General features: G+C 73.0%; 24 protein-coding genes and 1 pseudogene. 11 read left to right on the top strand and 14 right to left on the bottom strand.

Annotation, left to right across the window (positions count from 1 at the left end):
• Positions 1-351: 351 nt before the first annotated feature.
• Together ACEQ2X_RS09820 and ACEQ2X_RS09815 are read right to left on the bottom strand one after the other, a co-directional pair.
• Positions 352-639, bottom strand: a pseudogene (locus tag ACEQ2X_RS09820) (DUF6262 family protein); the annotation flags it as partial.
• A 69-nt stretch (positions 640-708) separates the two neighbouring features.
• Complete coding sequence (locus ACEQ2X_RS09815) at positions 709-2,031, bottom strand: tyrosine-type recombinase/integrase (RefSeq protein WP_370325630.1); 1,323 nt, start codon at positions 2,029-2,031, stop codon at positions 709-711.
• On the opposite strand from ACEQ2X_RS09815, the gene ACEQ2X_RS09810 reads away from it, so the two are divergent.
• Together ACEQ2X_RS09810 and ACEQ2X_RS09805 are read left to right on the top strand one after the other, a co-directional pair.
• Positions 2,016-2,630, top strand: coding sequence for a PhoH family protein (locus tag ACEQ2X_RS09810; RefSeq protein ID WP_370325629.1), 615 nt, complete (start codon positions 2,016-2,018; stop codon positions 2,628-2,630). The genes ACEQ2X_RS09815 and ACEQ2X_RS09810 overlap by 16 nt on opposite strands.
• Positions 2,631-2,760: 130 nt before the next feature.
• Complete coding sequence (locus tag ACEQ2X_RS09805) at positions 2,761-3,633, top strand: ATP-binding protein (RefSeq protein WP_370325628.1); 873 nt, start codon at positions 2,761-2,763, stop codon at positions 3,631-3,633.
• Positions 3,634-3,654: 21 nt separating this feature from the next.
• On the opposite strand, the gene ACEQ2X_RS09800 is transcribed toward ACEQ2X_RS09805, so the two are convergent.
• The gene (locus tag ACEQ2X_RS09800; protein ID WP_370325627.1) at positions 3,655-4,368 is read right to left on the bottom strand and encodes a phosphate uptake regulator PhoU; all 714 of its coding nucleotides are present in this window, start codon (positions 4,366-4,368) and stop codon (positions 3,655-3,657) included.
• A 102-nt stretch (positions 4,369-4,470) separates the two neighbouring features.
• Between ACEQ2X_RS09800 and ACEQ2X_RS09795 the strand changes: the two genes are divergently transcribed.
• The gene (locus ACEQ2X_RS09795; protein ID WP_370325626.1) at positions 4,471-5,733 is read left to right on the top strand and encodes a DUF4032 domain-containing protein; all 1,263 of its coding nucleotides are present in this window, start codon (positions 4,471-4,473) and stop codon (positions 5,731-5,733) included.
• A gap of 16 nt (positions 5,734-5,749) precedes the next feature.
• On the opposite strand, the gene ACEQ2X_RS09790 is transcribed toward ACEQ2X_RS09795, so the two are convergent.
• The gene (locus ACEQ2X_RS09790) at positions 5,750-5,980 is read right to left on the bottom strand and encodes a helix-turn-helix domain-containing protein (RefSeq protein ID WP_370325625.1); all 231 of its coding nucleotides are present in this window, start codon (positions 5,978-5,980) and stop codon (positions 5,750-5,752) included.
• A gap of 47 nt (positions 5,981-6,027) precedes the next feature.
• A complete protein-coding gene (locus tag ACEQ2X_RS09785; RefSeq protein ID WP_370325624.1) occupies positions 6,028-7,902 on the bottom strand; it encodes an MFS transporter in 1,875 nt (624 codons plus the stop codon).
• Between the two features lie 124 nt (positions 7,903-8,026).
• Between ACEQ2X_RS09785 and ACEQ2X_RS09780 the strand changes: the two genes are divergently transcribed.
• Positions 8,027-8,806 carry an SGNH/GDSL hydrolase family protein gene (locus ACEQ2X_RS09780; RefSeq protein ID WP_370325623.1) on the top strand — a complete coding sequence of 260 codons (780 nt, stop codon included), beginning with the start codon at positions 8,027-8,029 and terminating at the stop codon, positions 8,804-8,806.
• Positions 8,807-8,825: 19 nt separating this feature from the next.
• On the opposite strand, the gene ACEQ2X_RS09775 is transcribed toward ACEQ2X_RS09780, so the two are convergent.
• Both ACEQ2X_RS09775 and ACEQ2X_RS09770 read right to left on the bottom strand, forming a co-directional pair.
• The gene (locus tag ACEQ2X_RS09775; protein WP_370325622.1) at positions 8,826-9,077 is read right to left on the bottom strand and encodes a hypothetical protein; all 252 of its coding nucleotides are present in this window, start codon (positions 9,075-9,077) and stop codon (positions 8,826-8,828) included.
• Positions 9,078-9,213: 136 nt separating this feature from the next.
• Entirely contained in the window at positions 9,214-10,179 is a 966-nt protein-coding gene (locus tag ACEQ2X_RS09770; protein WP_370325621.1) for a magnesium and cobalt transport protein CorA, read from the bottom strand.
• Between the two features lie 94 nt (positions 10,180-10,273).
• Here ACEQ2X_RS09770 and ACEQ2X_RS09765 point away from each other — a divergent pair, with 94 nt between their 5' ends.
• Together ACEQ2X_RS09765 and glpX are read left to right on the top strand one after the other, a co-directional pair.
• Complete coding sequence (locus tag ACEQ2X_RS09765; RefSeq protein WP_370325620.1) at positions 10,274-11,071, top strand: enoyl-CoA hydratase/isomerase family protein; 798 nt, start codon at positions 10,274-10,276, stop codon at positions 11,069-11,071.
• 53 nt (positions 11,072-11,124) lie between these two features.
• A complete protein-coding gene (gene glpX / locus ACEQ2X_RS09760) occupies positions 11,125-12,105 on the top strand; it encodes a class II fructose-bisphosphatase (RefSeq protein WP_370325619.1) in 981 nt (326 codons plus the stop codon).
• 246 nt (positions 12,106-12,351) lie between these two features.
• Here glpX and ACEQ2X_RS09755 read toward each other — a convergent pair whose 3' ends face one another.
• A complete protein-coding gene (locus tag ACEQ2X_RS09755) occupies positions 12,352-13,347 on the bottom strand; it encodes a type IV toxin-antitoxin system AbiEi family antitoxin domain-containing protein (RefSeq protein WP_370325618.1) in 996 nt (331 codons plus the stop codon).
• A 338-nt stretch (positions 13,348-13,685) separates the two neighbouring features.
• Here ACEQ2X_RS09755 and ppk1 point away from each other — a divergent pair, with 338 nt between their 5' ends.
• Positions 13,686-15,755 carry a polyphosphate kinase 1 gene (gene ppk1, locus ACEQ2X_RS09750; protein ID WP_370325617.1) on the top strand — a complete coding sequence of 690 codons (2,070 nt, stop codon included), beginning with the start codon at positions 13,686-13,688 and terminating at the stop codon, positions 15,753-15,755.
• Positions 15,756-15,774: 19 nt separating this feature from the next.
• Here ppk1 and ACEQ2X_RS09745 read toward each other — a convergent pair whose 3' ends face one another.
• Entirely contained in the window at positions 15,775-16,710 is a 936-nt protein-coding gene (locus ACEQ2X_RS09745) for an alpha/beta fold hydrolase (RefSeq protein ID WP_370325616.1), read from the bottom strand.
• A 45-nt stretch (positions 16,711-16,755) separates the two neighbouring features.
• Positions 16,756-17,436: a phosphate uptake regulator PhoU gene (locus ACEQ2X_RS09740; protein ID WP_370325615.1), complete on the bottom strand. Its 681-nt coding sequence runs from the start codon at positions 17,434-17,436 to the stop codon at positions 16,756-16,758.
• A gap of 185 nt (positions 17,437-17,621) precedes the next feature.
• Here ACEQ2X_RS09740 and ACEQ2X_RS09735 point away from each other — a divergent pair, with 185 nt between their 5' ends.
• From ACEQ2X_RS09735 to nth, 3 genes are all read left to right on the top strand, one after another.
• Complete coding sequence (locus tag ACEQ2X_RS09735) at positions 17,622-18,353, top strand: response regulator (RefSeq protein WP_370325614.1); 732 nt, start codon at positions 17,622-17,624, stop codon at positions 18,351-18,353.
• Positions 18,354-18,417: 64 nt separating this feature from the next.
• On the top strand, positions 18,418-19,743 hold the full coding sequence (locus tag ACEQ2X_RS09730) for a sensor histidine kinase (RefSeq protein WP_370325613.1): 1,326 nt from the start codon (positions 18,418-18,420) through the stop codon (positions 19,741-19,743).
• Between the two features lie 16 nt (positions 19,744-19,759).
• Complete coding sequence (nth, locus tag ACEQ2X_RS09725; protein ID WP_370325612.1) at positions 19,760-20,515, top strand: endonuclease III; 756 nt, start codon at positions 19,760-19,762, stop codon at positions 20,513-20,515.
• Between the two features lie 32 nt (positions 20,516-20,547).
• Here the strand turns inward: nth and ACEQ2X_RS09720 are convergent, their stop codons facing one another.
• On the bottom strand, positions 20,548-21,117 hold the full coding sequence (locus ACEQ2X_RS09720) for a TetR/AcrR family transcriptional regulator (protein WP_370325611.1): 570 nt from the start codon (positions 21,115-21,117) through the stop codon (positions 20,548-20,550).
• Between the two features lie 169 nt (positions 21,118-21,286).
• Here ACEQ2X_RS09720 and ACEQ2X_RS09715 point away from each other — a divergent pair, with 169 nt between their 5' ends.
• Entirely contained in the window at positions 21,287-22,885 is a 1,599-nt protein-coding gene (locus ACEQ2X_RS09715) for an EAL domain-containing protein (RefSeq protein ID WP_370325610.1), read from the top strand.
• Here ACEQ2X_RS09715 and ACEQ2X_RS09710 read toward each other — a convergent pair.
• Genes ACEQ2X_RS09710 through ACEQ2X_RS09700 form a run of 3 tightly spaced genes read right to left on the bottom strand, consistent with a single transcriptional unit; the run spans position 22,880 to position 25,769 of the window.
• Entirely contained in the window at positions 22,880-23,548 is a 669-nt protein-coding gene (locus ACEQ2X_RS09710) for a hypothetical protein (RefSeq protein ID WP_370325609.1), read from the bottom strand. The two genes, ACEQ2X_RS09715 and ACEQ2X_RS09710, sit on opposite strands and share 6 nt — an antisense overlap.
• Positions 23,548-25,056, bottom strand: coding sequence for a TrkH family potassium uptake protein (locus ACEQ2X_RS09705; RefSeq protein ID WP_370325607.1), 1,509 nt, complete (start codon positions 25,054-25,056; stop codon positions 23,548-23,550). The genes ACEQ2X_RS09710 and ACEQ2X_RS09705 overlap by 1 nt, the downstream gene beginning before the upstream one ends.
• Entirely contained in the window at positions 25,053-25,769 is a 717-nt protein-coding gene (locus ACEQ2X_RS09700; protein WP_370325606.1) for a hypothetical protein, read from the bottom strand. The genes ACEQ2X_RS09705 and ACEQ2X_RS09700 overlap by 4 nt, the downstream gene beginning before the upstream one ends.
• Positions 25,770-25,788 lie beyond the last annotated feature (19 nt).

Here is a 25,788-nt window from a genome sequence, read left to right as displayed (position 1 = left end):
ACACCCAGGCCGACCTCGACGCGATCTGCGACGTGCTCAACACCCAGCCCCGCCGATCCCTAGGCTGGAAGTCACCCAACGAGGTCTACGCTGACCATGCCGCGCGCTAGCACCTGGAATCCGCCGTCTCCTGCGGTAGTTGGAGGTAGCTGATCGGGTCATCTTGAGTGGGGCAGGTTGATGTGGATGGTGCCGCAGCAGAGCATAACGAGGGCGACGACGGCTGCGGCTGGAACCCGAAGTCGCGTCGGGTGATCAAGCGGACCCGGTTGTTGACCGTTATTGGAGCGGTTGGGCCGGTGGGGGCGGTGACCTGCATGTTCGTGTGGAGGACATGTCCTCCACGGGCGGTCAGGGGTTGCCGCGCCGCTCGCCGAGGAGGGTGGCGATCTGGTCCCGGAGCTTGCGGTTCTCCTCGGCAAGCGTCCGGTTGGAGTGGAGAAGGTCGCTGATGCGCTCAGCCTGGGAGGCGTCGCTGGCACGCTGCCGGGTCGGGATGGTCGGTCGGGGTGAGCGTTGGCGCAGCCGGTCGATTTCGGCTCGCAGGTCGGGTTGACGGTAGAGCCAGGAACGGGAGACCTGCGCGGCCTCGGCGATGGCGGTGTAGGTGATCGCGGTGCCCTCGTTGTCGAGTCGGCGGAGCGTGGCGACGGCCTACGGAGGTGCGTCGGCGGGCGGACTGGGCCAGCGCTGCCGGAGGTGGCGGGGTCATGTGGTGGGCTCCTGCTCGACGGCTTCCAGGCCGTTGATGACGGTGTTGAGGTTGTCCAGGACGTGGCGGTGGTTGGCGGCCTGCCGGGTCCGGCCGGCCTGCTCGGCGGTGTCGATCAGCACGAGCGTGTCGTCGCGCTGGCGGCGGTGGATGGGCAGGAACTCCGGTGTGGTCTGGAAGTCGGGGCAGGTCAGGCAGGCGTTGGGGTGGGGGCAGTCCTGTTGGGGCGGCCGTCCGCAGTAGCCGTTGGGCAGGCTGGCCTGGATGCGGGCGAGGTTGTGCTTGATCCATTCCGCGTCCGCGGTCGGCGCGTCAGGGTCAAAGCCGATCCGGTGGCCGTCGATGTTCACGCGACGGGTCTGGAAGTCGTTGAACGCGGCCCGCACGGTGGTGTCGTGCACGGTGGCGTAGCGGGCAGTCATCTGCGGCGAGGCGTGCCCGAGCAGGCGCTGCACGACGTGCTGGGGCACGCCGTTGTTGATCATCCTGGTCCCCATCGTGTGGCGGTACTGATGCGGCGTCACGCGCACGGGCCGGCCGCTCTCGTCGTGCAGGCCGATGGTGTCTTGCCAGGCGACCAGCCGTGTCCGGAAGGTCCCGGCGGAGTAGGGCCGCACGCCGTCGGGATTGGAGTTGGCGCACGGGAACAGGCGTGTGGCCTGCGGCCAGCGGGTCTGCACCAGTTCCTGTTGGGCGCGGATGGTGTCGGCGGCACGTTCGCTCAGGGGGATGAGCTGCTCGATGCGCATCTTGTGGTTGAAGAACTGCAGGCACGGCCAGTCGGCGGAGTCGGTGAGGATGGGGTTGAACGCCAGCGCGCAGGCGTCGTTGATCCGGAGGCCGGTCTCGATGAGCAGGATCAGCAGGTGACGGGTGTCGGCGGGGAGCAGCGCCAGGTTGTCGGGATGCTCGATCTGGGCCATGACGAACTCGGGGATGAACCGCGGCAGCGGCTGAGGTCGACGGGGCAGCTCGTCGAGGTGGATCGTCGCGGTGGCGGGTAAGCCGGGCATCCAGTCGTAGCGGCGGCAGGTGTCGAGGAACCCGCGAAGGCAGACCAGCAGCGTGTTGGTGGTGTGGCCGGCCAGTCCCAAGCCGGTGAACCATGACAGGTAGTGCTCGAGCACCGCTCGGTCCAACTGGCCGGCGCCGCCAATGTGGGGATGCTGTTCGCTCAGGAACCGAGAGAGGTAGCGCACCGACCGGACGTCGATGCCGACGGAGAAGAACGCCTTGCCCGTGAAGTCCAGAACAGCTCCATTCGGGCGAGACGGTACGCGACCCGAACTCCAACGTGCGACAGGTGCGACGGTTCGCACGACCCCGGAGAAGCACCGGCAAGACGTTCCTCGCCCTCGCCGCGGGCCTCGAGCAGGTCGTCGAGCACGCCGGCTACCGGCGCCTCAGCGTCTACCGCCCGCTGGTCGCCGTCGGCCGCCAGGAGGTCGGGTACCTGCCAGGCGACCTCGACGAGAAGCTGTCGCCCTGGATGGCGGCGGTGCACGACAACCTCTACTCGCTGTTCCGCCGCGACGCGGACAGCCCGTTCAGCTCCGGGCCCATGGGGGACAGCGGCCACGTCCAGCGGATGGTGGACGCCCTCCTCGACCGCGGGCAGCTCGAGATGGCCGCGATCACCTACCTGCGCGGCCGGTCGATCACCGACGAGTACGTGATCGTCGACGAGGCCCAGAACCTCGAGCTGCCCACCCTCAAGGTGATCCTGACCCGGATGGCCGCCGGCTCGAAGGTGATCTTCTGCGGCGACCTCTCGCAGGTCGACAACCCCTACATCTCCCCCCACGGCGGCATGGCCGCGCTGATCGAGAAGCTGAAGGGGACCGCGCTGTTCGGCCACGTCACGATGGCGAAGGGCGTGCGCTCGCCCCTCGCGGAGCTGGCGGCCACGACGTTCTAGGACTAGTCGATCATGGCCATGTGGAACCCCTCGAACGGATCATGGTGCGGTAGGCCAACCCGCCTCATCATCCATACGACGTGGGCGGTCACGAGGCAGATCCGCTCCGACGCGCAGGAGAGCGGGTGCGGTGCTGAGGGTGGACGGAGCGGTGGAGGAGCGCGACCCGGTCGTGCTCCATGCGCCGGACCACGGGGCCGACGCGCGCGCGACGGCCGTCCTCACCGTACTCGGCGGGGTCTCGGCTAGGACCGTCGCCGACCGCTACGACATCCCCGTCAGCCTCCTCGACCGCTGGGTGTCCGACTTCCTGGCGGCGGGGCGGTCCGCCATGGCCGACGAGCACCCCGAGGGCGATGCGCGGGCGCGCCACGACCGCTACCTGAGCCTCGTGGCCCACGAGCTGCGCTCGCCCCTCGCCATGCTGCAGGGCTGGGCGGACCTCCTGGGCGCCGACCCCGAGGACCGCGACGTGGTGGCGCACGCGGTGTCCGGCATCGGCTCGAACGTCGCGCGCCTCCGCCGGCTGGTGGACGACGCCCTCGACGCCGCGTCCGTCGCCCAGGGTCGCCTGGACCTCCGCCTGGTGACCACCCCCCTCGCCCCGATCGTGCGCCAGGTCCTCGGGGCGAGGGCCGACCACGTCCCCGACCTCGTCGTCGACGACGACGTCGTCGTGCGGATCGATCCCGATCGCATCGGGCAGGTGCTCGACAACCTGATCGACAACGCCCGCAAGCACGGCGACGGGGTCACCGCGGTCCACGTCGGCCGCGCCGGCGACGACGCGGAGATCAGCGTCCACTCCCCCGGTCAGGGCATCGACGAGGACGTCGCCAGCCGGATGTTCGAGCCGTTCGAGCGCGGGTCGAGCGCCACGGACGGCGTCGGCCTGGGCCTGTTCGTGTGCCGGTCCCTGGTCACCGCCCACGGCGGTCGCATCGGCGTGCGCAGCGACCTCGCCGGCAACCGCTTCTGGGTCCGCCTGCCCGTCGCGGGGTGACGCCACCGGCGTCGACGCGGCTCAGGTGACGTCGAAGGGCGGCGGCCGCTCCCCGGTCAGGACGTACGTGGCCTGCCGGGCGATCTCGACGCCGTGGTCGGCGATCCGCTCGTAGTACCGGGCGATGAGCGCGAGGCTGACGGACTCCTCGACCGACTGGGTGCCGGTGTAGAGGTCGGTCAGCAGCACCTTCTGGAGCAGGTCGACCTGGTCGTCGTCGCGCTCGAGCTCGTTCGCGGCCAGGGCGTCGTGGGCACGCCAGGCCTCGAGGCCCTCGCTGAACAGGGCGTGGCTGACGTCGCCGAGCTGCTGCACGGTCTCGCGCAGCTTCGCCGGCAGCGACGGGGGGTGGATCCAGCGCAGGGACTCGCCGACGTGGCGCAGGAGGTCGCCGGACCGCGAGACGTCCTGGATGCACTTCAGGAGCGCCACCAGACGGCGGAGGTCCCCGGCCACCGGTGACTGCCGCGCGATCAGGGTGAACCCCCGCTCCTCCAGCCGCTCGCACGCGACGTCGACCGCGCGGTCGGCCGCGATCAGCTGGGCCGCCGTCTCGGCGTCGCCGGTCAGGAACGCCTCGGTCATCGGCGCGATGGCAGAGGCCACCTGTCGGCCCACGTCGAGGAGCGCGGCGTCGCAGGCCTCCAGCTCGGCGTCGAAGTCCACCCGCAGGCCACGCCGGTCGCGGCGCTCCTGCTCGAGCCCACGGAGGGGGTCCTGCGGGTCATCCTCCATCGGCGTCACCCTAGACGACCGCCCCGGTCGCGCTGCGATCCCGACCACACAGCCGACCACGCAGCCGACCGCACCGCCCGCCCGGTGCGTACGCTACGAGCCATGTCGCGGTCATGGCGCCTCATCGCCCGGCGGAGCGCCCCGTTCCTGCTGGAGCCGGACTGGACGCGCCCGCTGCTCGAGTGGGACGACCCGTCGCTGGTCGAGGTCGCGCGGGGCACCCACCGCCACGTCGTGCGCTTCCTGGCCGCGAACCACAAGATCTACGCGCTGAAGGAGCTGCCCGGGACCGACGCGATGCGGGAGTACCGGCTGCTCGGCGCGATGGCCGAGGACGGGCTGCCCGTCGTCGAGCGGGTCGGCGTGGTCCAGCGCGACGAGCTCGATGACGTCCTCATCACCCGGTTCCTCGACTTCAGCCTTCCCTACCGCCACCTGTTCAGCCAGAGCTGGGGGACGCTCACCGGCACCTCCGAGGTGACCGAGCGGCTCCTCGACGCCCTCGGCCTGCTGCTCGTCCGGATGCACCTGCTGGGCTACTACTGGGGCGACTGCTCGCTGAACAACACGCTGCTCAAGCGCGACGGCGGGGCGCTCGCCGCGTACGTGGTCGATGTGGAGACCGGGGAGCACCACCCGAGCCTGACCGACGGCCAGCGCCGCTCGGACCTCGAGATCACCGAGCTCAACGTCGCCGGCGGCCTGATGGACGTCCAGGCCGAGCTCGGCATCGCCGACGGGATGGATCCCCTCGCCATCGCCACCGAGCTCCGCCGCCGCTACGACCGGCTGTGGGAGGAGCTCCGCAGGGAGGAGGTCGTGCCGATGGGGGAGCGGTTCCGCATCGACCAGCGGATCCGCCGGCTGAACGACCTCGGCTTCCACGTCAACGAGGTGGAGATCGAGCCCATCCCCGGCACCGAGAACGGGCTGATGCGGCTGCGGGCGAGCGTCAGCGAGCAGGGTCACCACAGCCGGCGGCTGCTCGAGCTGACCGGGCTGCGCGCCCAGGAGAACCAGGCGAGGCTGCTCTTGAACGACCTGGCGAGCTTCCGGTCGTGGGTCGAGAGCGTCGAGGGCAGGCCCATGCCCCAGACCGTCGCCGCGTACCGGTGGCTGGCGGAGGTGTTCGAGCCGACCGTCGCGGCGATCCCCGAGCACCTGACCGACCGCTTCGAGCCCGTCGAGGTGTTCCTCGACATGCTGCGGCACAAGTGGCTGCTGTCCGAGCGCGCCGGCGCTGACGTGGGGCTGGGGGAGGCGGTCCGCGACTACCTGGACTCGGTGCTGCCCGCGGCCCCCGCCGAGCGCGTCGTCATCGCGGACGAGGACGACCTCGACGAGGGCTGGATCGGGTACGGCTGATCAGCTCGCCCTGGCGTCAGCTGGCCTTGGAGACGTGGCGGTCCTCGACGTAGGCGGCCAGGTCGTCGGCTGGCACGCGCCAGCACCGGCCGATCTTCGTCGCGCCGATCTCGCGGCTGGAGATGAGCCGGTAGACCGTCATCTCCGACACGCGCAGGTAGTCGGCGACCTCGGCGACGGTGAGCAGCGGGCGGCCGAGCGCCGTGGTCCGCGCGGGGTCAGCCTGGGGGAGGGGAAGTGCTGACATCGGGAATTCCTCTCGTGTGATCTCGAACATCCGTTCTACCACGGAAGTCAAGCACGGGGGTGTGACATGCGCCGGTCCGCGGTGGCCGCCACGGCCTCCCCGCGGGCGGTGTCGACGCCCCGGAGGAGCACCATGCCGACCACGAAGAAGCCGCCGATCACCAGGACGGCTGGGCGGCTCGACGCGAACAGCGCGACGCTCGCGGCGAACACCAGCGGTGAGAGGAACGACGCGAACTTGCTGAGGATGGAGAAGAAGCCGAAGAACTCGCCGCTCCGGCGGTCCGGGATCAACCGCGCGTAGAGCGACCGGCTGAGGGCCTGGCTGCCGCCCTGGGACACCGCGACCAGCCAGGCGAGCGCCCAGAACTCGGCGACCGAGTCGAGGGCGAAGCCCCACACGGCCACGACGACGTAGGCCCAGAGGCTCAGCAGGATCGCCGACCGCGTCGTCATCCGGTCGGCCAGTCGGGCGCAGAGCCGACCGAGCACCGTGACGGCCAGGGCGCCGGCGACCAGCTGGACCGCGACGAGCGCGCCCAGGATCACGGCGCGGTCGGCCGAGCGCTCGGCGGGCAGCACCTCCGCGGCGGTGACGACCTCCGCGCCGCCGACCACGACCAGCTCGTGGGCGCCGATGTCGGCGACCTCGACCGCCTCCACCTCGCCCGCGTGGACCGCCGGCCCCTCGGCGTCGAGCACGACCGGGTCGCCGCCGTCGACGAGCGGCGCCCCGTCCAGCCGCAGGGGGAGCTCGCCCCGGTCCGGGCCGGCGGTGTAGGTCAGCTCGACGGACTGGCCGGTCCAGCGCAGGACCGCGTCACCGCCGTCGGCCACGACGTCGGGCATCGATCCCGCGGCGGCGATCGGCGGACCCGGCGTGCCGGTGACGTCGGCGGGGCCGAGCAGCCGCAGGCCGATGCCGGTGACGGGCAGCAGGACGATGTTGGCGACCACGAAGGCGGTCAGGACGCGGCGTCGGCGCCGGGGGACCGTCGGGTCGGGCAGGGCGCCGAACACCATCGCGTACGGCCCGCCGACGAACTGCACGAGCAGGATCGCGAGGGTCAGCTGGATCGGGTCGAACCCCAGCTCCACCCCGTAGATCGCGGCGGTCGCGATGACCACGTTGATCGCGTCGTTGTAGATCAGGAACGCGAAGAGGAACCGCCGCAGGTCGGGGAACCGCCCGAGGCTGCGCAGGGTCCGCACGGTGTCGCGGAAACCCGCCGCCACGGCCGAGCCGGCGCGGCGGACCCCCTCGCCCGGGGGCTCGGGCACGTGGCGGACGAGCGGGGTCGTGAACACCGCCCACCACACCGCGACGCTGAGCAGGCTGAGCCGGAACCCGAGGTCGTCCTCGGGCAGCAGGAGGATGGCGACGGCGTTGGCGGCCAGCAGGATCCCCCCGCCGAGGTACCCCCAGGCGTACCCGCGCGCGGAGATGCGGTCCAGGTCCGCCGGCCGGGCGACGTGGGGCAGGAGCGCGTCGTAGAAGACCAGCGAGCCCCCGAAGCCGATCCGCCCGATGCCGAACAGCACCGACGCGAGCAGCCAGTCGCCGACCCCCACCCCGACCAGGCCCGCGGTCGCGACGATCCCGACCGCGGCGAAGCCGAGGAGGAACCGCTTCCGCGTCCCCGCGACGTCGGCGATCCCGCCGAGGACGGGGGACAGGACCGCGACCACGAGCACGGACGCCGACAGCGTGAGGGAGTAGTACTGCGTCGCGGTCGCCGCCGAGGGCAGCGTCGCGCCCGCCACCGACGAGTAGTACACCGGCAGGACCGCGGCCAGGATCGTCGTGGCGAACGCCGAGTTCGCCCAGTCGTAGGTGACCCACGCGCGGACGCGACGGCGGTAGGCCGGATCGACCACGGTCGCCGGGCGACCGCGGCTCGTCGGCCGATCGCTCACGCCCACGGGGGAGCAGGCTAGTGCAGACCGCGGTGTCCGAGGTGGTTGACCGGCCGGTTCGGACATCGTTCACTTCCCGCCCGTGGCCACGACACCCGCCGTTCCGCGGCCCCGCGCACCGTCTGAGCCCGTGGGTGGACGAGCGATCGCCGCAGCGGGCGGCAGCGGCGGCGCCCTCCGCTTCGTGGCGATCGGCGACTCCCTGACCGAGGGGAAGGGCGATGTCCACCCCGACGGCACCCCGCGGGGCTTCGCCGACCTGCTCGCGGCCAGCCTCCGCCAGGTCCATCCCCGCGCGGTCTACGCGAACCTCGCCCGGCCGAGCGTCCGGGCCGCCGAGGTGCTCGGCGACCAGGTGCCGCACGCCGTCGACTCGCGCCCGGACCTGGTCACCGCCGTCGCCGGCGTGAACGACGTCATCGCGCTCCGGGTCCCCGCCGCCGCGGTCGCCGTCCGCCTGGACGAGATCATCGGGGGTCTGCGGGCCGGCGCGCCGGACGCGACGATCGTGACCGCGACCCTGCCGGACCTCGGGCACCTCAGCTGGGTCGCCGCGCGCTGGCGGAGCCGTCTGGAGCGGCTGAACGCGGCGACCGTCGCGGCGGCGGCCCGCCACGGCGCGCTGGTGGTCGACCTGTGGAACGCGGCGCCGCTGACCCGCGAGGAGCTCGCGCTCGACCGCGTCCACCCCTCCCCGCTCGGCCACCTCCGCATCGCCCGGGCCTTCGCCCGCACCCTGGACCTGCCCGCCCCGGCGCCGGCCTACCTCTCCACCGCCCCGCGCCTGGCCCAGCTGCAGCGGGTCTACCGCACCGCGGTGGTCGCCCCCCGGTTCGTCGCCAAGCGCATGGCCCGCCGGGCGCTCATCGCCGGCCAGCCCCCCAAGCGCCCCGACCTCGCCGAGATCTGACCGGACGGGCCCGCGGCGGTCAGTGCACGCGGCGGAGGACGTCGGCCGCCTGCTCGGAGATCTCCTCGGCGTCCCCGCAGTCGCCGCACACGACGTACCAGCGCGACCGCCACGCCGCCGGGGTCCGTCGCCCGGCGACGGTGAGCGCGGTCCGCTGCCCCGCCAGGAAGCACCGCGTCGTGCGGCGGCAGCGGCCGCAGCGTGTGGGACCCAACCGGCACATCTGGTCGGCATCGGTCAGCGTCACGGCGCGGGTGGAGATCGAGATCACGTCGGCCCCTCGTGGGTGGCACCCGCCTGGTGCGGGCGGCGTGGGTGTCCAACCGCACCGCACGTGCCCGATCGTCCGGGCCCCTGCGGATGACACCGATCGGTAAGGGCCCCGGGCCGTGGACGGGCGCGGCTCGTCAGAGCCACTCGTTGCGGTGCAGGCGCCAGTAGAGGTAGCCGGAGGTCGACGCGATGATCGCCAGCAGGAGGAGGAAGCCCTCCAGCTCCCCCTCGAGCGGCACGCCGGTGTTCATGCCCCAGATCCCCCCGATGATCGTCGGGACCAGGGCGATCGCGGCCCAGGCGGAGATCTTGCGCTGGTCCTGGTTCTCCTGCAGCCCGATGAGGGCGAGGTTGGCCTGCAGCGCGCCGTTGAGCAGCTCGCGGAAGTTGTCGGACCGCTCGTGGACCAGGCGGGCGTGGTCGGCGACGTCGCGGAAGTACGCCGTGAGGTCGCGGTGGACCCCTGCGACCCGCCCCCTCGACAGGTCGTCGAGGGGCATCAGCAGGCTCGAGGTGGCCCGCTGGAAGTCGAGCACCTCCCGCATCAGCGCGTAGATGCGCTCGGTCGGCGGCTGGGCTTCGGCGTCGAAGACGGCGCGCTCGATCTCCTGGATGTCGCGCTCGAGGCCGCTGATCACGGGGACGTACGCGTCGACGACGAGGTCGGCCACCGCGTAGAGCACGGCCGCGGGGCCGAGGGCGCACAGCTCGGGGTCGAGCTGGAGGCGCCGCTCCACCTCGTCGAGCGGACCCACGTCGCCGTGGCGGACGGTGATGGCGAAGTCCGGCCCCTGGAAGACGTGGACCTCGCCCAGCGCGATCGTCTCCGAGGCGTCGTCGTACACCGCGGGCTTCAGCACCATGAACGTGGTGTCGCCGTAGCGCTCGAGCTTCGGGCGCTGGTGGGCGAGCACGGCGTCCTCCACGGCCAGCTCGGGCAGGCCGAACGCCTCGACCAGCCGTCGGACCTCCCCGTCCTCCGGACCGGACATGCGGATCCACACGAAGTCGGCGCCATCGCGAGCTGCCAGCGCGTCCTCGATGCCGGAACCGCCGCCGGCCTCGCCACCGTCGCGGTAGGCGCTCCACCCGATCAGCACCGCAGCCCTCTCCTCGTGTGTCGTCTCGTGTGTCGTCTCGTGACCGAACCCTCGCCCCCTACCCGCCCGGTGGGCTGGCTATCCTCGCCAGCCGATGCCCCGCGACCCCCAGACCCTCGTCACCACCGCCGACACCCGCCCCTCCACCGACGGCCCGGCGGTGCGCACGATCACCATGTCGCGCCCCGAGGCGCGCAACGCGATGAGCACGGCGCTGCTGGCCCAGCTGCTCGACGCGGTGGCCGACGCCGTCGCCGACGACGCGGTCGGCGTGATCGTGATCGCCGGCGACGCGGGCCACTTCTCCGGCGGCGCTGACCTGAAGGAGCCGCTCGACGTCACCGGCGAGGCGCGCCGCATGGAGCTGTTCGGCCACGTGTACCAGGCCGTCGCCACCTGCCCGAAGGCCACCATCGCCGCGCTGCAGGGGGCTTGCGTCGGGGGAGGGGCGGAGGTCGCCGTCGCCACCGACATCCGCGTCGCCGCGCGGGACACGCGGATCCGGTTCCCCGGCGCGGCGGTGGGCTACCCGGTCGGGCCGGCGAAGCTCGTGGGGCTGGTCGGCCTGGGGCAGGCGAAGGACCTCGTCCTCACCTCGAAGACCATCGACGCGGTCGAGGCGCACCGCATCGGGATCGTGCAGCGGTTGGCCGACGGCGACCCGCTGCCCCTCGCCCACGAGGTCGCGGCGGCCGTGGCGTCGAACCACTCCCACACCGTCACCTACCTCAAGGCGCAGTTCGACCGCTTCAGCGGGCTCGGGGACCGGGTGGCGGCGGAGAACGACGCGCTGCACGCCCTGGCAGAGGCCGGCGGGGACTACACGGCGCTGACCGCGCCGAACCCGAAGACGTCGTCGGGCTGGTCGGCGACGGCGTGGACGCACCGCTGACCGACCGCGTCCGCGCGGTTCGGGGGTCACCGGCCGCGGGGTAGCCTCCCCGCATGTCCAAGCCCGAACGGAACCTCGCCCTCGAGCTCGTCCGCGCCACCGAGGCCGCCGCGATCGCCGCCGGCCGCTGGATGGGGCGCAACCGCAAGGAGGACGGTGACCAGGCGGCCGTCGACGCGATGCGGAAGATGCTGACCACCGTCGACATGGACGGCGTCGTCGTCATCGGGGAGGGGGAGAAGGACGAGGCGCCCATGCTGTGCAACGGCGAGCGGGTCGGGTCGGGGGAGGGGCCCGAGACCGACATCGCCGTCGACCCGATCGACGGCACCCGCCTGCTGGCAGAGGGTCGGCCGGGCTCGCTGGCCGTGCTGGCGATGGCGCCGCGAGGGACGATGTTCGACCCGGGCCCGATGGTCTACATGGACAAGTGGGTGGTGGGCGCGGACGCGAAGGGCGTGATCGACATCGACGCGCCGACCGAGCGCAACCTGGAGGCCATCGCGAAGGCGAAGGGCAAGAAGGTCAGCGACATGACGGTCATCATGCTGGACCGCGAGCGGCACGCCGACGCCGCGCAGGCGGTGCGGGAGTCCGGCGCCCGGCTGCGCCTGATCATGGACGGCGACATCGCCGGCGGGCTGCTCGCCGCGCTGCCGGACCGGAGCGTCGACGTGTCGATCGGCATCGGCGGGACCCCGGAGGGCGTCACGACCGCCTGCGCGCTGCGGGCCTTGGACGGCGAGATGGTCGGCCGGCTGTGGGCGCGCAACGACACCGAGCGCGCCGCCGCGCGGGAGCAGGGCTACGACCTCGACGAGGTGCTGACCACCGAGCGGCTGGTCGCCAGCCCCGACACCTTCTTCGTCTGCACCGGCGTCACCCCCGGCGACCTCGTCGACGGCGTGAACTACACCGGGCACGGCGTGGTCACCCACTCCCTCTGCATGCGCGGGAAGTCCGGCACCGTCCGCTACATCCGCGCCGACCACACCGTCACCAAGCTCCGAGAGCTCGGGGCCCAGGGCGCCTGAACCCCTCCCGCAGGGCCCCTCGAGCCCCTCCCGCCCCTCGAGCCGCACCCCCACTTGTACGGATTGACCACTGACGGCCTGTGGGGAGGTCCGAGGTGTGGTCGATCCGTGCGATCTGCGACGGAGCGGACCCTCCTGACCAGGTCATGTCGCGCGGGGTGAACTCAGACCACGCACTGGAGTGGTCGATGTGTGCGGCGGAGGGGTAGCGCGGCCACGAGGACCGCCGGTCCCACCAGGCCGGGCTCAGACCCCCAGGGTCCGGAGCGGCCGGCGTCGGACCGGCTGCGGGGGCAGGGGAGGGCGGACGAGCGCGCCGCGCGCGATCAGGTTGTGGCGGTGCCGGCGGGTCCGGTGGATGAACGCCGACACCTCGTCGGCCTCCCGCAGCATCTGGTGGACGACCGTGATGACCATGTACCCGGGGACCTGCAGCGCGAGGCGCCGCGTGGAGTCCGCGACGAACCGGGCCTGGTGCCACTCCCTGCCGAAGTACTCGATGATCAGGGCCGCTGACAGGAAGACGAAGTCCGCCCGGAAACCCTCGTGGACGACGACCTGGCAGTCCGGCAGGGGACCACGCCCCCGGAAGAGCAGGTCGAAGGCCCGGCGTTCGCCCTCGCTCTCGCAGTCGAAGTCCCCGGCGGCCTCCATCGCGAGCAGCCGCGAGGCCCCGTGCGAGTCCAGGGCTGCCCAGCGGTCCACCAGGGAGGGGACGTCGAGCCGCAGGTGGGACCGGGTGGCGTCGACCGCGGTGCGGACCGTCGCGTCGGGGAGGTCCCGCCCAGCCCGGTCGGCCAGGCACTCGGCGGGGCCGAGGACGCGGAGCTCGTCGACCACCCCGACCTCGACGCGGTCCCACGTCGTGCGGACCACGTCGAACGGCGGATCGTCCAGCCTGACCCGCCGGTCCCTGTTGACCGCGACGCGCGGCCGCTCCTCGGGGACCGGGATACCGCGCAGCTCGAGGCCGGGGGCGTCGGTCAACGCCGCGGGCATCGCGGGGCGCGCGTTCCGGCCGCGCAGGCCGTCCAGGTAGATCTGCGGCACGGCCAGCTCCTGCAGCCGGGAGCATGGGCCGTCGGCCAGCCGGTAGAGACCGGGGGCGAGCCGTTCCAGCACGCCCCGTCGGCATGCCGCGGCGACGGCGAAGCGGTCGATGCCGACCTTCTCCGCCGCGCTCAGGGTGATGAGCCCGAAGGGCTGGGAGGCGGCGAGGGCCACGAGCTGATGTTCGATCACCTCCCGACCCTCACCCATGCGGTCGGTGGGGCGCGGACCGATCTCCGTCAGCTTGTGGACAACCCCGGCTGCGACGCACGGATCGGCCACCACGTGTGCGCACAGCGAACGCACGGCCGCCGTCACCCGCCGTCGTGCGGGGTCGACACCACGGATCGACCACGCCGGGGCTCCTCCTACCCCTCCCAGGTGGTCGATCCGTGCGGTCTGGGCCGGGGGCCGTGCGGTCTGGGCCGGGGGCCGTGCGGTCCGGGACAGGGGCGTGCCGGCGGCGAGACCGGACGGGGTCGGACGAGACGGACATCTGGCGTCCACCCGGGTGGGGTAGACCTGTCGGCATGGACCACCTCGATCCGCTCGCGCCGTTCCCGCCGGCCCCCGACGGGGCGCGCTACGGCGACCGGGAGCTCTCCCAGCTGGCGTTCAACGCGCGGGTCCTGGCGCTCAGCCTGGACGGGTCCCTCCCCCTCCTCGAGCGCGTGAAGTTCTGCGCGATCTACTCCTCCAACACCGACGAGTGGGTGCAGAAGCGCCTGGACCTCCTCCGCCAGGACGCCGACCTCGGGGCGGACGCGCGCGGGTGGCTGAGCGCGGCCGGGCTGCTCGGGGCGATCCGGTCGATCCTGGCCGACGTCGCCGGGCGGCAGGCCGCGATCGTGGCCGAGGTCCTGATGCCGGCCCTCGCGGGCGAGGGGATCCACATCCTCGGCTGGGACGACCTTGACGACGCCGACCGCGCCCACTGCGTGCAGGTGTTCGACGAGCGGATGTTCCCGCTCCTCACCCCGCTCGCGATCGACCCGGGGCGGCCGTTCCCGCACATCTCCACGCTCTCGCTCAACCTCGCGGTCCGGGTGCGGCTGACCGACGGCCGCCGGTCCCTGGCACGCGTCAAGATCCCCCACCAGCTCGACCGGTTCGTCCGGCTGCCCGACGGCGACGGCAGCCAGCGGCTGGTCCCGACCGAGCAGGTGATCGCGGCCGGGCTGCACCGGCTGTTCCCCTCGGTGGAGGTGCTCGAGCACGGGCTGTTCCGCGTGACCCGCCACGCCCACCAGGCCTTCGCGGAGGAGGAGGCCGACGACCTGCTCGAGACGATCGAGTCCGGCCTCCTCGAGCGGCGGTTCGGCAAGGTGGTGCGGGTCGAGGCGGCCGCCGACTGCCCGCGGGACCTCCTCGAGCCGTTCCTCGAGGAGCTCGAGGTCCCCGACGAGGCCGTCGTCACCGTGCCGGGACTGCTCGACCTGGTCGGGCTCTGGCAGATCGCCAACCTGGACCGGCCGGAGCTCGCCCTGCCGCGCTGGACCCCCCAGGTGCCCTCGGCGCTCGCCTCGGAGGACCCCTGGTCCCGGATCCGCGCCGGCGACGTGATGGTCCACCACCCCTACGACAGCTTCTCCCAGACGACGCAGGCCTTCATCGAGCGGGCGGCGGACGACCCGAAGGTCGTCGCGATCAAGCTGACGATCTACCGGACGACGTCGACGGACTCCCCGATCATCGACGCGCTCGTCCGCGCGGCGGAGGCGGGCAAGCAGACCGTCGCCCTCGTCGAGCTCAAGGCACGCTTCGACGAGGAGGCGAACATCCGACGGGCCAGGAACCTCGAGTCCGCGGGCGTGCACGTGGTGTACGGCCTCATCGGCCTGAAGACCCACACCAAGACCTGCCTGGTGGTCCGCGAGGAGGGGGACCGACTGCGCCGCTACGCCCACGTCGGGACCGGCAACTACAACCCGGCCACCGCCCGGATCTACGAGGACGTCGGCGTGTTCACCACCGATCCCGACGTCTGTGATGACCTGACCCACCTGTTCAACATGCTGACGGGGTACTCCGCCGCAGACGACTACCGCCGCCTCCTCGTCGCGCCCACCACCATGCGGCGGGCGCTGCTCGACCGGATCAGGCGCGAGACGGCCGCCGGAGCCGACGGACGGATCATCATCAAGTGCAACAACCTGGTCGACCGCCAGATCATCGACAGCCTCTACGAGGCGTCCCGGGCCGGGGTGGAGATCGACCTGATCGTCCGCTCGATGTGCGCGGTGCTGCCCGGCGTCGAGGGGCTCAGCGAGACCATCCGGGTGCGGTCGGTCGTCGGCCGCTTCCTCGAGCACAGCCGGATCCTGCGGTTCGGCCGTCCCGAGCGCGACCTCGACTACCTGATCGGCTCGGCCGACATGATGTCGCGCAACCTCGACCGGCGGGTCGAGGCGATGCTGCCGGTCACCGACCCGGCCGGGCGCGCGCAGCTGCAGCAGATCCTCGACGTGCTGCTGGCCGACGAGGCGCTCGCCTGGACCCTCGACCGGCGCGGCCGCTGGCACCGCGTCGACGGCGACCCGGCCACCGACAGCCACGCGGTCCTCCAGCAGCTGGCCGTCGACCGGGCCGTCGCCAGCTGAGGGGGACGGGCCCCGGGGGTCAGGCCGGCAGGTGCCCGGTGGCCTTGGCCAGGTGGGTCAGGACCGCGTCGCCGACGACCTCCGGCTCCTCGAGGATCGCCCCGTGGGAGGTGTCCGGGACGACCAGCAGCTCGGCCTGGGGGAGCCCCTCCACCATCTCCTCGGCCACGGCCCGCGGGGTGAACGGGTCGGTGTCCCCGCTGATGACGAGCGTCGGGACGTCGAGGTCGCCGAGCACGTCGCCCGGGTCGTGGCGGTGCATCGCCTCCAGCGCGGCGATGAAGTACTCGCCCGTGAGGGTGACCGCGTGCGCCTCGTAGCTCGCCACGATGTCGTCCGGGGTGCGTGCGCTGAACGCCGTCGCCGCACGTCCCAGCGGCAGGAACGGCACGGTCCGCCAGACGGTCCGCCACACCGCGGTGCCCATCTGGCCGCGGAGGGGGCGGAGGAGGCGGATCAGCTGGGTCATCGCCGGCTCGATCAGCCAGCCCTGCCCGTACATCCCGCGGGTCGGCGAGCGGTACGCCCCGGTGATCGAGGTCATGGAGGTCACCCGGTCCGGGATCCTGCGGGCCACCTCGACCATCACCTGGCCCCCCATCGAGTGGCCAATGAGGTTGACCTCGTGGACGCCGGCCGCGTGGAGCACGTCGAGGACGTCCTCGGCGTAGCGCTCGACGGTCATCGACCGGTCGTCCGGCCACTCCGGTGCCGTCGAGGTGGCGATGCCCCGGTAGTGCAGCATCACCACGCGGTAGCCGGCCGCGACGAGCTGCGGGGTCAGGTGGTGCCACCAGGTGTCGGGGCAGAGGAACCCGCTCAGCAGCGCGACGGTCGGACCGGGCGGCAGGTCGTCGTCCCGCAGGACCCGGAACGCGATCCGCGCCCCGTCCGCGGTCGTGACCGTCCGGTCCTTGGCCCAGTACACGCCGGGCGAGATCTGCGGGTGCGGCATCCGGTCAGCGTGCCACGCACGGGCCGGCACCTCCACCGGGTGGGGTCAGCGCAGGGAGCGGGGGAGGGGACGGGACCCGGTGGCGACGAAGCTGCCCTCCTCGGCGATGTTCACCGCGTGGTCGCCGATGCGCTCGAGGTGGCGGCAGGCGAGCACCATCCGGACCGCCCACCCGGTCTGGGCGCGCCCCGCGGCGGCGTGGTCGATCAGCCGGCCGGTCAACCCGTCGTGGAGCAGGTCGATCTGGTCCTCGACCTCGCCGACCAGCTCCACGGTCCGGCGGCGCTGCCCGAAGGAGTCGAGGCCGGTGCGGACGGCCCGCTCGGCCCGACGCCCGAGCTCGTGCATCTGGGCCACCAGCTCCGGCGCCTCGCCGCCTGCGCCGGCCAGGTCGCGGCCGAGGCGGGCGATGTTCACGCAGCCGTCGCCGATCCGCTCGACCTCGATGAGCACGCGCTGGAGGCTCAGGAGCAGGCGGAGGTCGTCCGCGACGGGGGCCTGCAGGGTCACCAGCCCGCGGAGGTCCTCCTCCAGCCCGTGCGCGGTCACGTCGACCTCGTCGTCGACGGCGAGCACCTCGGCGGCGAGCTCGGGGGAGGCCTGCTCGAGCGCCGACATCGCCACCCCGACGAGGTGCTGGGTGCGACGGCCCAGCAGGAGGATCCCGTCCTCCAGATCACGCATCGCGGACCGGAAGTCGAGCCGCAGCATCCGCGCCGTGCTCATGCGGTCAACCCTCCTCCCTGCGTGGCGATGCTACCCGTCGATCTTGCCCTCCCCCCATGGAGCACGGCAGGATCCTCCGCACGTTGAACGCCGACGGTCCGGACGGTGAACCCGTCGTGAAATCACCGCGGGGCGGCGCTGCGCACCGCATCGTCCCCGACGACCGGCCGTACCCTGACGGATCGATGCCGAAGATCATGGTCGTCGAGGACGAGCCCGCAATCGTCGATGCGCTCGAGTACGGGTTGAGCGCCGAGGGGTTCGACGTCGTCGCGGTGTCCGACGGTCGCGAGAGCCTCGAGGTGTTCGACCGGGAGCGCCCCGACCTGGTGCTGCTCGACCTGATGCTGCCGGGGATGAGCGGGACGGAGGTCTGCAAGCACCTGCGGGCCACCTCGGCGGTGCCGGTGATCATGCTGACCGCCCGGGACTCCGAGATCGACAAGGTCGTCGGGCTCGAGCTGGGCGCTGACGACTACATCACGAAGCCGTTCAGCATGCGCGAGCTGGTCGCCCGGGTGCGGGCGGTGCTCCGCCGCGGCGGCGACTGGGACGTGCCGGACCTGGACGCCCCGCTCGAGGTCCGCGGGGTCCGCATGGACCCCGAGCGGCACGAGGTCACCGTCCGCGGGCAGCTGGTCGACCTGCCCCCGAAGGAGTTCGCGCTCCTCGAGCTGCTGATCCGCAACGCCGGTCGGGTCATGACGCGCGACCTGATCATCGACCGCATCTGGGGTGCCGACTACGTGGGCGACACGAAGACGCTCGACGTCCACATCAAGCGGATCCGCGGCCGGATCGAGCACGATCCGCACACCCCCGAGCTGATCGTCACCGTCCGCGGCGTCGGCTACAAGTTCGCCGACTCCGGGGAGTCCCGCGCGACGCGAGGTCGCGACCTCCCGGGACGGAGCTGAGCCACCCGGAGGGTGACGACGTCCTCCGGTCGGCGGAGCCGACGGTGGTGCACGATGGGCCACCATGCTGAGGAGCACCCGGGTCACCGTGGGCGTCCTGGCCGCCGTGGCGGCTCTGGTCGGCGCGCTGCTGTCCGATCGCGTGATCTTCGCCGTCATCGCCATGGCGGTGGTCGGGTTGGTCGTGGAGGCCCGCCTCGCCCGCACCGAATCGGCGCGGCTCGAGCGGATCGCGGATCGCGTGGTGGCGTTCGCCTCCGAACCGGACCGGCCCGCGCCGCTCGAGCTCGAGGGCGGGGGCGAGTGGCAGCGGCTGGTGGCGGCCCTGAACGACGTCGCCCGGGTGCTGCGGGGGCGCTTCGACGCGCTGCGGGCCGAGCGCCAGCGGGTGGAGCGGCTGCTCGACGCGATCCCCACGGCGGTGCTGCTGTTCGCCGACGAGCAGCTCGTCTACGCGAACCCCGCCGCGGCGGACCAGTTCGAGCTCGGCCAGCTGGTCGACCCCCAGGGGCTGAGCCCGGTGCGCGCGCTGGGGGTGCCGTCCCTGCAGGCGGCGGTGCAGGAGGCCGAGGAGACCGGCGAGGACGTGACGGTGACCGCCCGTCGCGACGACCGGGAGCTGCTGGCCCGCGCCACCCGCATCGGGGAGACCGAGACCGCGCTGATCGTGACGGACCTGACCAGCCTCGCCCGCGTCGAGGAGATGCGGCGTGACTTCGTGGCGAACGCCTCCCACGAGCTCAAGACGCCCGTCACCGGGATCCAGGCGCTCGCCGACTCCCTCGCCATGGCCATGGACCGCGACCCGGACCGGGCGCGCGGGATGGTGGACCGGATCCAGAAGGAGGCGACGCGGCTCGCCCAGCTGGTCCGCGACCTGCTCGACCTGACGCGCCTCGAGGAGGGGGCGGACGGCCGTCCGCGGGAGCGGGTCGACCTGACGGCCCTGTGCGCCGCGCAGATCGACCGCCTGCGGGTCGTGGCCGAGCAGAAGTCGGTCGAGGTCGTCCTCGATGCGGAGGGGGAGGCGAGCGTCATCGGGATCCGCGAGGACCTCAAGCTGATCGTCGGCAACCTGATCCAGAACGCCATCCAGTACAACCACACCGACGGCACCGTCGAGGTCCGGGTCCGTCGGGGGCCGTCGGCGGCGACGATCGCGGTGGTCGACACCGGCATCGGGATCCCCGAGGCGGACCAGGCGCGGATCTTCGAACGCTTCTACCGGGTGGACAAGGCCCGCAGCCGCGAGGCCGGCGGCACCGGCCTGGGCCTCTCCCTCGTCCGCAACGCCGTCGAGCGCCACCGCGGCACGGTCACGGTCTCGAGCGTCCTCGGCGAGGGGTCGACGTTCACCCTCCGGATGCCGGTCGACGGCGGCGCCGCGTAGGTAGGCTCCCGCGGCGATGGACCCCGAGACCCCCGAGACCCCCCGCACCGGGCGGCCGCTCGACCGCGACAGCGGCAAGACGCTGCGGGCGCCCCACATCCTCGCCGCGCTGATGGCGACCTACGGCGGCGGGCACATCGAGCTCGACCACTCCTCCCCCTTCGAGCTGCTGATCGCCACGGTCCTGTCCGCGCAGTCGACGGACAAGAAGATCAACGAGATCACCGCGACGTTGTTCGTGAAGTACCCGACGCCGGAGGCCTACCTGGCCGTCGACGAGGAGGAGCTGCAGGACGACATCCGGGCCAGCGGGTTCTTCCGGCAGAAGGCCAAGTCGATCAGGGGGATCTGCCAGGCGCTGATCGAGGACTTCGACGGCGAGGTGCCGCTGTCGATGGCCGAGCTGGTGACCCTCCCCGGTGTGGCCCGCAAGACCGCGAACGTGGTGCTCGCCGGATCCGCCCCCGAGGCGCTGCTCGAGGATCCGGACGCCGGCATCGCGGTGGACACCCACGTGACGCGGCTGGCCAAGCGGTTCGGGTTCACCCGTCACGACGACCCGGTGAAGATCGAGCGGGACCTGATGCGCCTCTTCGACAAGGCCGACTACGGGCCGGCCAGCCTGGTCATCATCCTCCACGGGCGCCGGGTCTGCGATGCGCTCCGCCCACGGTGCGGCGCCTGCATCGTCGAGCCCCTGTGCCCGTCATCGCTGATCGCCGGACGCCGGGACAAGGCCCGGCAGGCGAAGGCCCTCGGCGCCATCGACTGATCCGCGGTGCGCCCGTGGGGCGACGGCGGTCGCTAGGTGCCCGTCGGGTCCTCGCGGCCGTCGCGTGCGAACAGCCGGGCGAGTCGGGTGAGGTCGTCCGCCGGCAGGGCTGCGGTGGCCGGCGCGGGGTCGCCGATGAGCCCGCGGCCCCAGATCAGGGCGGTCAGCGCCGACACCAGATCATCAGCCGCGGTCCCGTCGAGCTCGTCCTCCGCCTCGTCGACGAGCGCCTGGACCAGTGCCCGGCGGCGCTCGTCGAGCGCGGCGGCGACCGCCCGCGGCGGCGCGTCGCCGTCGTCTCGCGCGGCCAGCAGGACCTGGGCCGCACCGCGCCCTGCGGGGGTCGCGACGAGGGCGATCTCCGCGGCGACGAGCTCGTCCAGCCCACCGTCGAGGGGGACGCCCGCGAGCGCTCGGCCCACGACAGCGTCTCGCAGCGCGGTCCGGGACGGCCAGCGCGCGTAGACGGTGGTCTTGGGGACGCCGGCGCGCGCGGCGACGGCCTCCACCCCGACCCCGGTGACGCCGCGCTCCTCGAGGAGGGCGACGCCGCAGCGGAGGATCAGCTCGTCGAGTCGGGGGTCTCGGGGTCGTGGGGCCATATCGTTCCTGGTGTCGGGGTCCGGGTCGCGGGCCCTGGTCGCACGGTCGTGGTGACCGCGGTCGTGTGGTGACATGGTCGGCAGGACCGTCTGACCGGAGAGGGTCGTTCGCACCCCTCCGACCGGGACTGAAGACCCGACGAGCCGTTGCGCTACGGTGCGTCGGCATATGGCGGAGATGGAGTGGGAGTCCGCGCTGCTCGCACTGGCGGTCGAGCAGACGCGGGACGCGATCATCGCGACCGACGCCGAGGCGCGCATCACGTTCGTGAACGCGGCCTTCGAGCGGGTGAGCGGCTACACCCGCGACGAGGTCCTCGGGCGCAACCCCCGGCTGCTGCAGGCTCCCGAGCAGGATCCCGCGGTGTTCGCCGACATGTGGGCGGCGCTGTCCGCGGGGAACCCGTGGCGCGGCGAGCTGCTGAACCGCCACAAGACCGGCCGGGTGTACACCGACGTGGTCCGGATCACCCCCGTGCGGGACGATCGCGGGCAGCTGAGGGGCTACCTGTCGGTGCAGCTCGACGTCAGCCACATCCGGGAGGTCGAAGCCGACCTGGTGCTCGAGGCGCGCGTCCGCGCGCTCCTCGGCGAGGCCGTCCAGGCAGGCTTCGCCACCACCACGCTCGAGGAGGCGGCGCAGGCCGTGTGCGACGGCCTCGTCGATCTGCCCCGGATCGACATCGCCCACGTCCTCGCCTTCCTCGAGCACGACGTGGTGGTCGTCGCGAGCCGATCACCGGACGGCTTCCCCATGCAGGTCGGCCACCGCATCGACCCCGCGCGGGCGGCGGACGTCCGCAGGCGGACGGCGGCCGGCCCGTGGGGGGAGGTGGGCAGCCGCGCCCAGCCGCCCGCCCCGACCACCCACGTGGTTGAGGCCGTCGCCTTCGGGCCGATCCGCCACGGGGACGACGTGCTGGGCGCGCTGGTCGTGGGGACGCTCGACGCCGCCGCAGCCGGCGCGGTGGCGGACAAGATGCCGGCACTCGTCGGCTTCGGTGCCTCGACGAACCGGTTCCTCGTCGAGCGGATGGCGGCGCGGCGCCGGGCGGAGCGCGGCCGTCGACGCATGGACGACATCGTCGCGGGCGGGGCCTTCACCCCCGTGTTCCAGCCGATCGTCGACCTCACGTCCGGGTACGTCGTCGGCCACGAGGCGCTCACGCGGTTCGCCGACGCGACCCCTCCCGACCGGTGCTTCGCCGAGGCGTGGGCGGTCGGGCGCGGCCCGGCCGTCGAGCTTGCCACGGCAGCGGCCGCGGTCGACGCCGCTCGTGCGCTGCCCACCGGCGGCTGGCTGGACCTGAACGTCTCGCCACGGCTGCTGACCGACCCCGTCCGGTCGGGAGGGGCGGGAGAGGTCGGCTTGGGTGAGGTGCTGGCCCGCGCGGACCGCCCGGTGGTGCTCGAGGTCACCGAGCACGAGCCGATCCCCGACTACCGCGCGCTCCACGACGCCGTCGCGGCCCTCGGCGAGGTCGGCGTCGCCGTCGACGACGCCGGGGTCGGCATCGCGAACTTCGGCCACATCGTGGAGCTCCGCGCGGACTACGTGAAGCTCGACATGAGCCTGGTCCAGGGGGTGTCGACCGACCCCGGACGCCGGGCCCTGGTCACGGCGATGCTGCGCTTCGCCCAGACCGCCGGGTGCACGCTGGTCGCCGAGGGCGTGGAGGTCCGGGCCGACGCCGATGCGCTGGTCGACCTAGGCGTCCGGCTCGGGCAGGGGTTCCTGTTCGGCCGCCCCGCGCCGGCGGGGCTATGACGGGGGCAGCCCTCCGGTCCGGCGCCGGGTCAGGGCCGCCGCCCCGATGAGGGCGGTGACCACGACCGCGACCGGGGTGACCTGGCGGAGCCGGCGGGACGGGTTCACCTCCACCGGTCCGCCGTCGCGGATCGGGATCACCGACTCGGCGATGACGGCCGGGCCGCCCTGGTCGGCCGGGCTGGCGGCCTGGAAGGTCCCGATCACCCTGATCGCGTCGCCGCGGTGGCCCGGTCCGCCCAGCTCGGTCGGCTCGTCGCCCGCGGGCAGCAGGACGGCCACACCGCTGTTGGTCCCCAGCGTCCGGTGGTGGACGTCGAGGGGGCCGAGGGCGGCGTAGGCGTCGTCGTTCACCTGGACCCACCGGCGGTCCCCCGGACCGTCGAACAGGTCGCCGATCGCCTCGCCCTCGACGACGACGAGCGCGCCGTCGTAGACCGACGGGCAGGCGAACAGCGTGCTCGAGGTCACGGCCACGGGGGGACGGCGGGTGCGGGGCTCAGCGCAGGTGGCGTCGGGGGGCGCCGGGACCTCGCCGTCGCCGCTGGGATCCTCGACCAGCGGGGGGAGGACGGCGATCATGCCGGCGACCGCCAGGGCCACGACCGCGAGGACGGTCCAGCCCACCCGCCGGCCCGGGGCCTCCCCGTGCCACCCGGGCATCAGACCCTCCCCCGCACCATCGCGCCCACGTAGCCGAAGAGGGCCAGGGCGGAGAGGAACTCGAGCCGCCCGAGGTACATCTGGGAGATGTAGGTCACCATCAGCGTCGACGGCATCGAGGGCGAGGCGATCCCGGTGCTCAGGCCGACGCCCGCCGCGGCGGAGGTCGACTCGAACAGGGACTCGGTCAGCGGGTGGCCGTGGTACAGACCGGCGGCCGTGCCGGCGACGTACAGCGCGATGAAGAGCAGGAGGACGACCAGCGCGGCGCGCGCCGCGTCCGGGCGAAACCGCTGCCGCTGGAGGTGGTGGTATCCCGTCACCAGGTAGGCGTCGGGCGGCAGGGACGGCTGCCGGGCCACCAGCTCGACCATCTTGGCGGTCAGGCCCAGGCGGATCGCCTTGATCCCGCCGGCGGTCGACCCCGACATGCCGCCGATCCCCATGGCGACGACCAGGGCCACGGGTGCCATGGCCCCCCAGCCGCTCGAGAAGACCGCGCTCGGGACCGAGGCGAAGCCGGCACCGGTGTGGGCGCTGACCAGCTGGAAGATCGCGCGGCGGAACGCGGCCACCCCGTCGGCGTAGACCCCCTCGCCGATCAGGCCGAACGCCAGCATCGCGAAGACCCCTGTGGACGTCACCGCGAGGACGCGCATCTCGATGTTGCGCAGCAGCTCGCGACCGTCCCCCTGCCACAGCCGGTAGTGGACCGCGAAGCTGACGGCCCCGGCCACCATCAGCACGATCAGGACCGCCTCGACGGCGGCGGAGTGGTAGTAGCCGATCGACGACGACCGCGGCGAGAACCCGCCGGTGTCGAAGGCGGCGAAGAAGAGGTTGACGGCGTGGAACGCCGCCGACGTGACCCGCATGCCGCCGGCCTGCAGGGCGACGGTCAGCGCCGTCGACCCGATCAGGAAGTAGACCAGCGACGCCCGCCAGATGAACTGCGCGGTGCGCCGGACGTTGGGCAGGATCTTGTCCTCACGGGCCTCGCCGGCGTACATGCCGACCGCCCCGCCGCCGCCGGCGAAGAACGTCAGGACCACCAGGACGATGCCCTGCCCCCCGAGGAACTGCATCAGGTGGCGCCACAGGTTCATCGAGTCGGCGAGGTGGTCGAGGTCGTGGAGCACGCTGAGCCCGGTGCAGCTGAGCGCCGACATCGCGTCGAAGTAGGCCTGGAGGAACGAGCCGAAGTGCCCGGACAGGTACAGCGGCACCGCGCAGAACAGGGGGCACACCAGCCAGGTGAGCCCGGAGGCCACCATGCCCTCCCCCCAGCGGATCTCCCCGGCGGGTGGCAGCAGCAGGTCGGCCAGCGCCCCTGTCGAGATGCCGAGGCAGGCGCCGAACGTCAGCGCGACGGCCGAGTCGACCTCGCCGGTGGCGAAGCCGAGCGCGGCCGGCACCAGCATCGCCGCGCTGACGACCAGCACCGCCCGGCTGACGAGCAGCGCGACGGTGGACAGGTCGCGCCGGCCCGGTCGGAAGGCGAGGGTCACGCGCGGCGCCGCCGCTGCTCGACGATCACCACCGCGAGGGCGCCAGCGGCCGCGATGAGCGCCACGACCGGACGGGCCGGGGAGTCCGGTTCGGTGTAGGGGGTCCCGACGCGCAGGACCTCGAGTGCCTCGACGTCGAGGATCGCCACCTCGCCGGAGTCGGGGTCGACGCGCCGGAAGGTCGCGACGACCTGCACGAGATCCCCACGGGTCTCGGCGCCCCCGACCGTCGTGATCTGCGCCGCCGCGTCCGGCTCGAGCAGGGCACCCACGCCCGCGTTGCCGCCGCGGAAGTCCCGGTGGGTCGGCAGCGGGCCGATCCCGTCGGCGTAGACGTCGTCGTTCAGCTGCACCCAGGCGTGGTCACCGCGGTCGAGGACCGCGCCGACGACCTCGCCGACGTAGCGGACCCGCCGGCCGTCCCAGGTGGCCGGGCAGTCGTACAGGGCGTTCGAGTCGACCGGCACGGGCAGTTCGGGGGCGGCGGCGACCGACCCGCGCTCGGTGCCCTCCCGTCCGGCCGGGACCTCGCACACCACCTCGTCGCGGAGCGGGTCGAACTCCGCCGGGACCTCGGGGACGACGGGGCCTCCGGCCGGGTGGTCGTGGCGCAGGATCTCGCCGAGGCCGATCACCCCGGCGACCAGCACGACCGCGAGCAGCGCGTACAGGCCGACCACGCGGCGGCGGGTGGGCGTCCGGTGGGGGCTCACCGGGGACCTCGCGGGCCGG

The sequence above is a fragment of the Euzebya sp. genome, from assembly GCF_964222135.1.
GTDB lineage: Bacteria > Actinomycetota > Nitriliruptoria > Euzebyales > Euzebyaceae > Euzebya.
The sequence above is the reverse complement of the archived record's forward strand: the minus strand, read 5'-3'. Positions and strand labels throughout refer to the sequence as shown.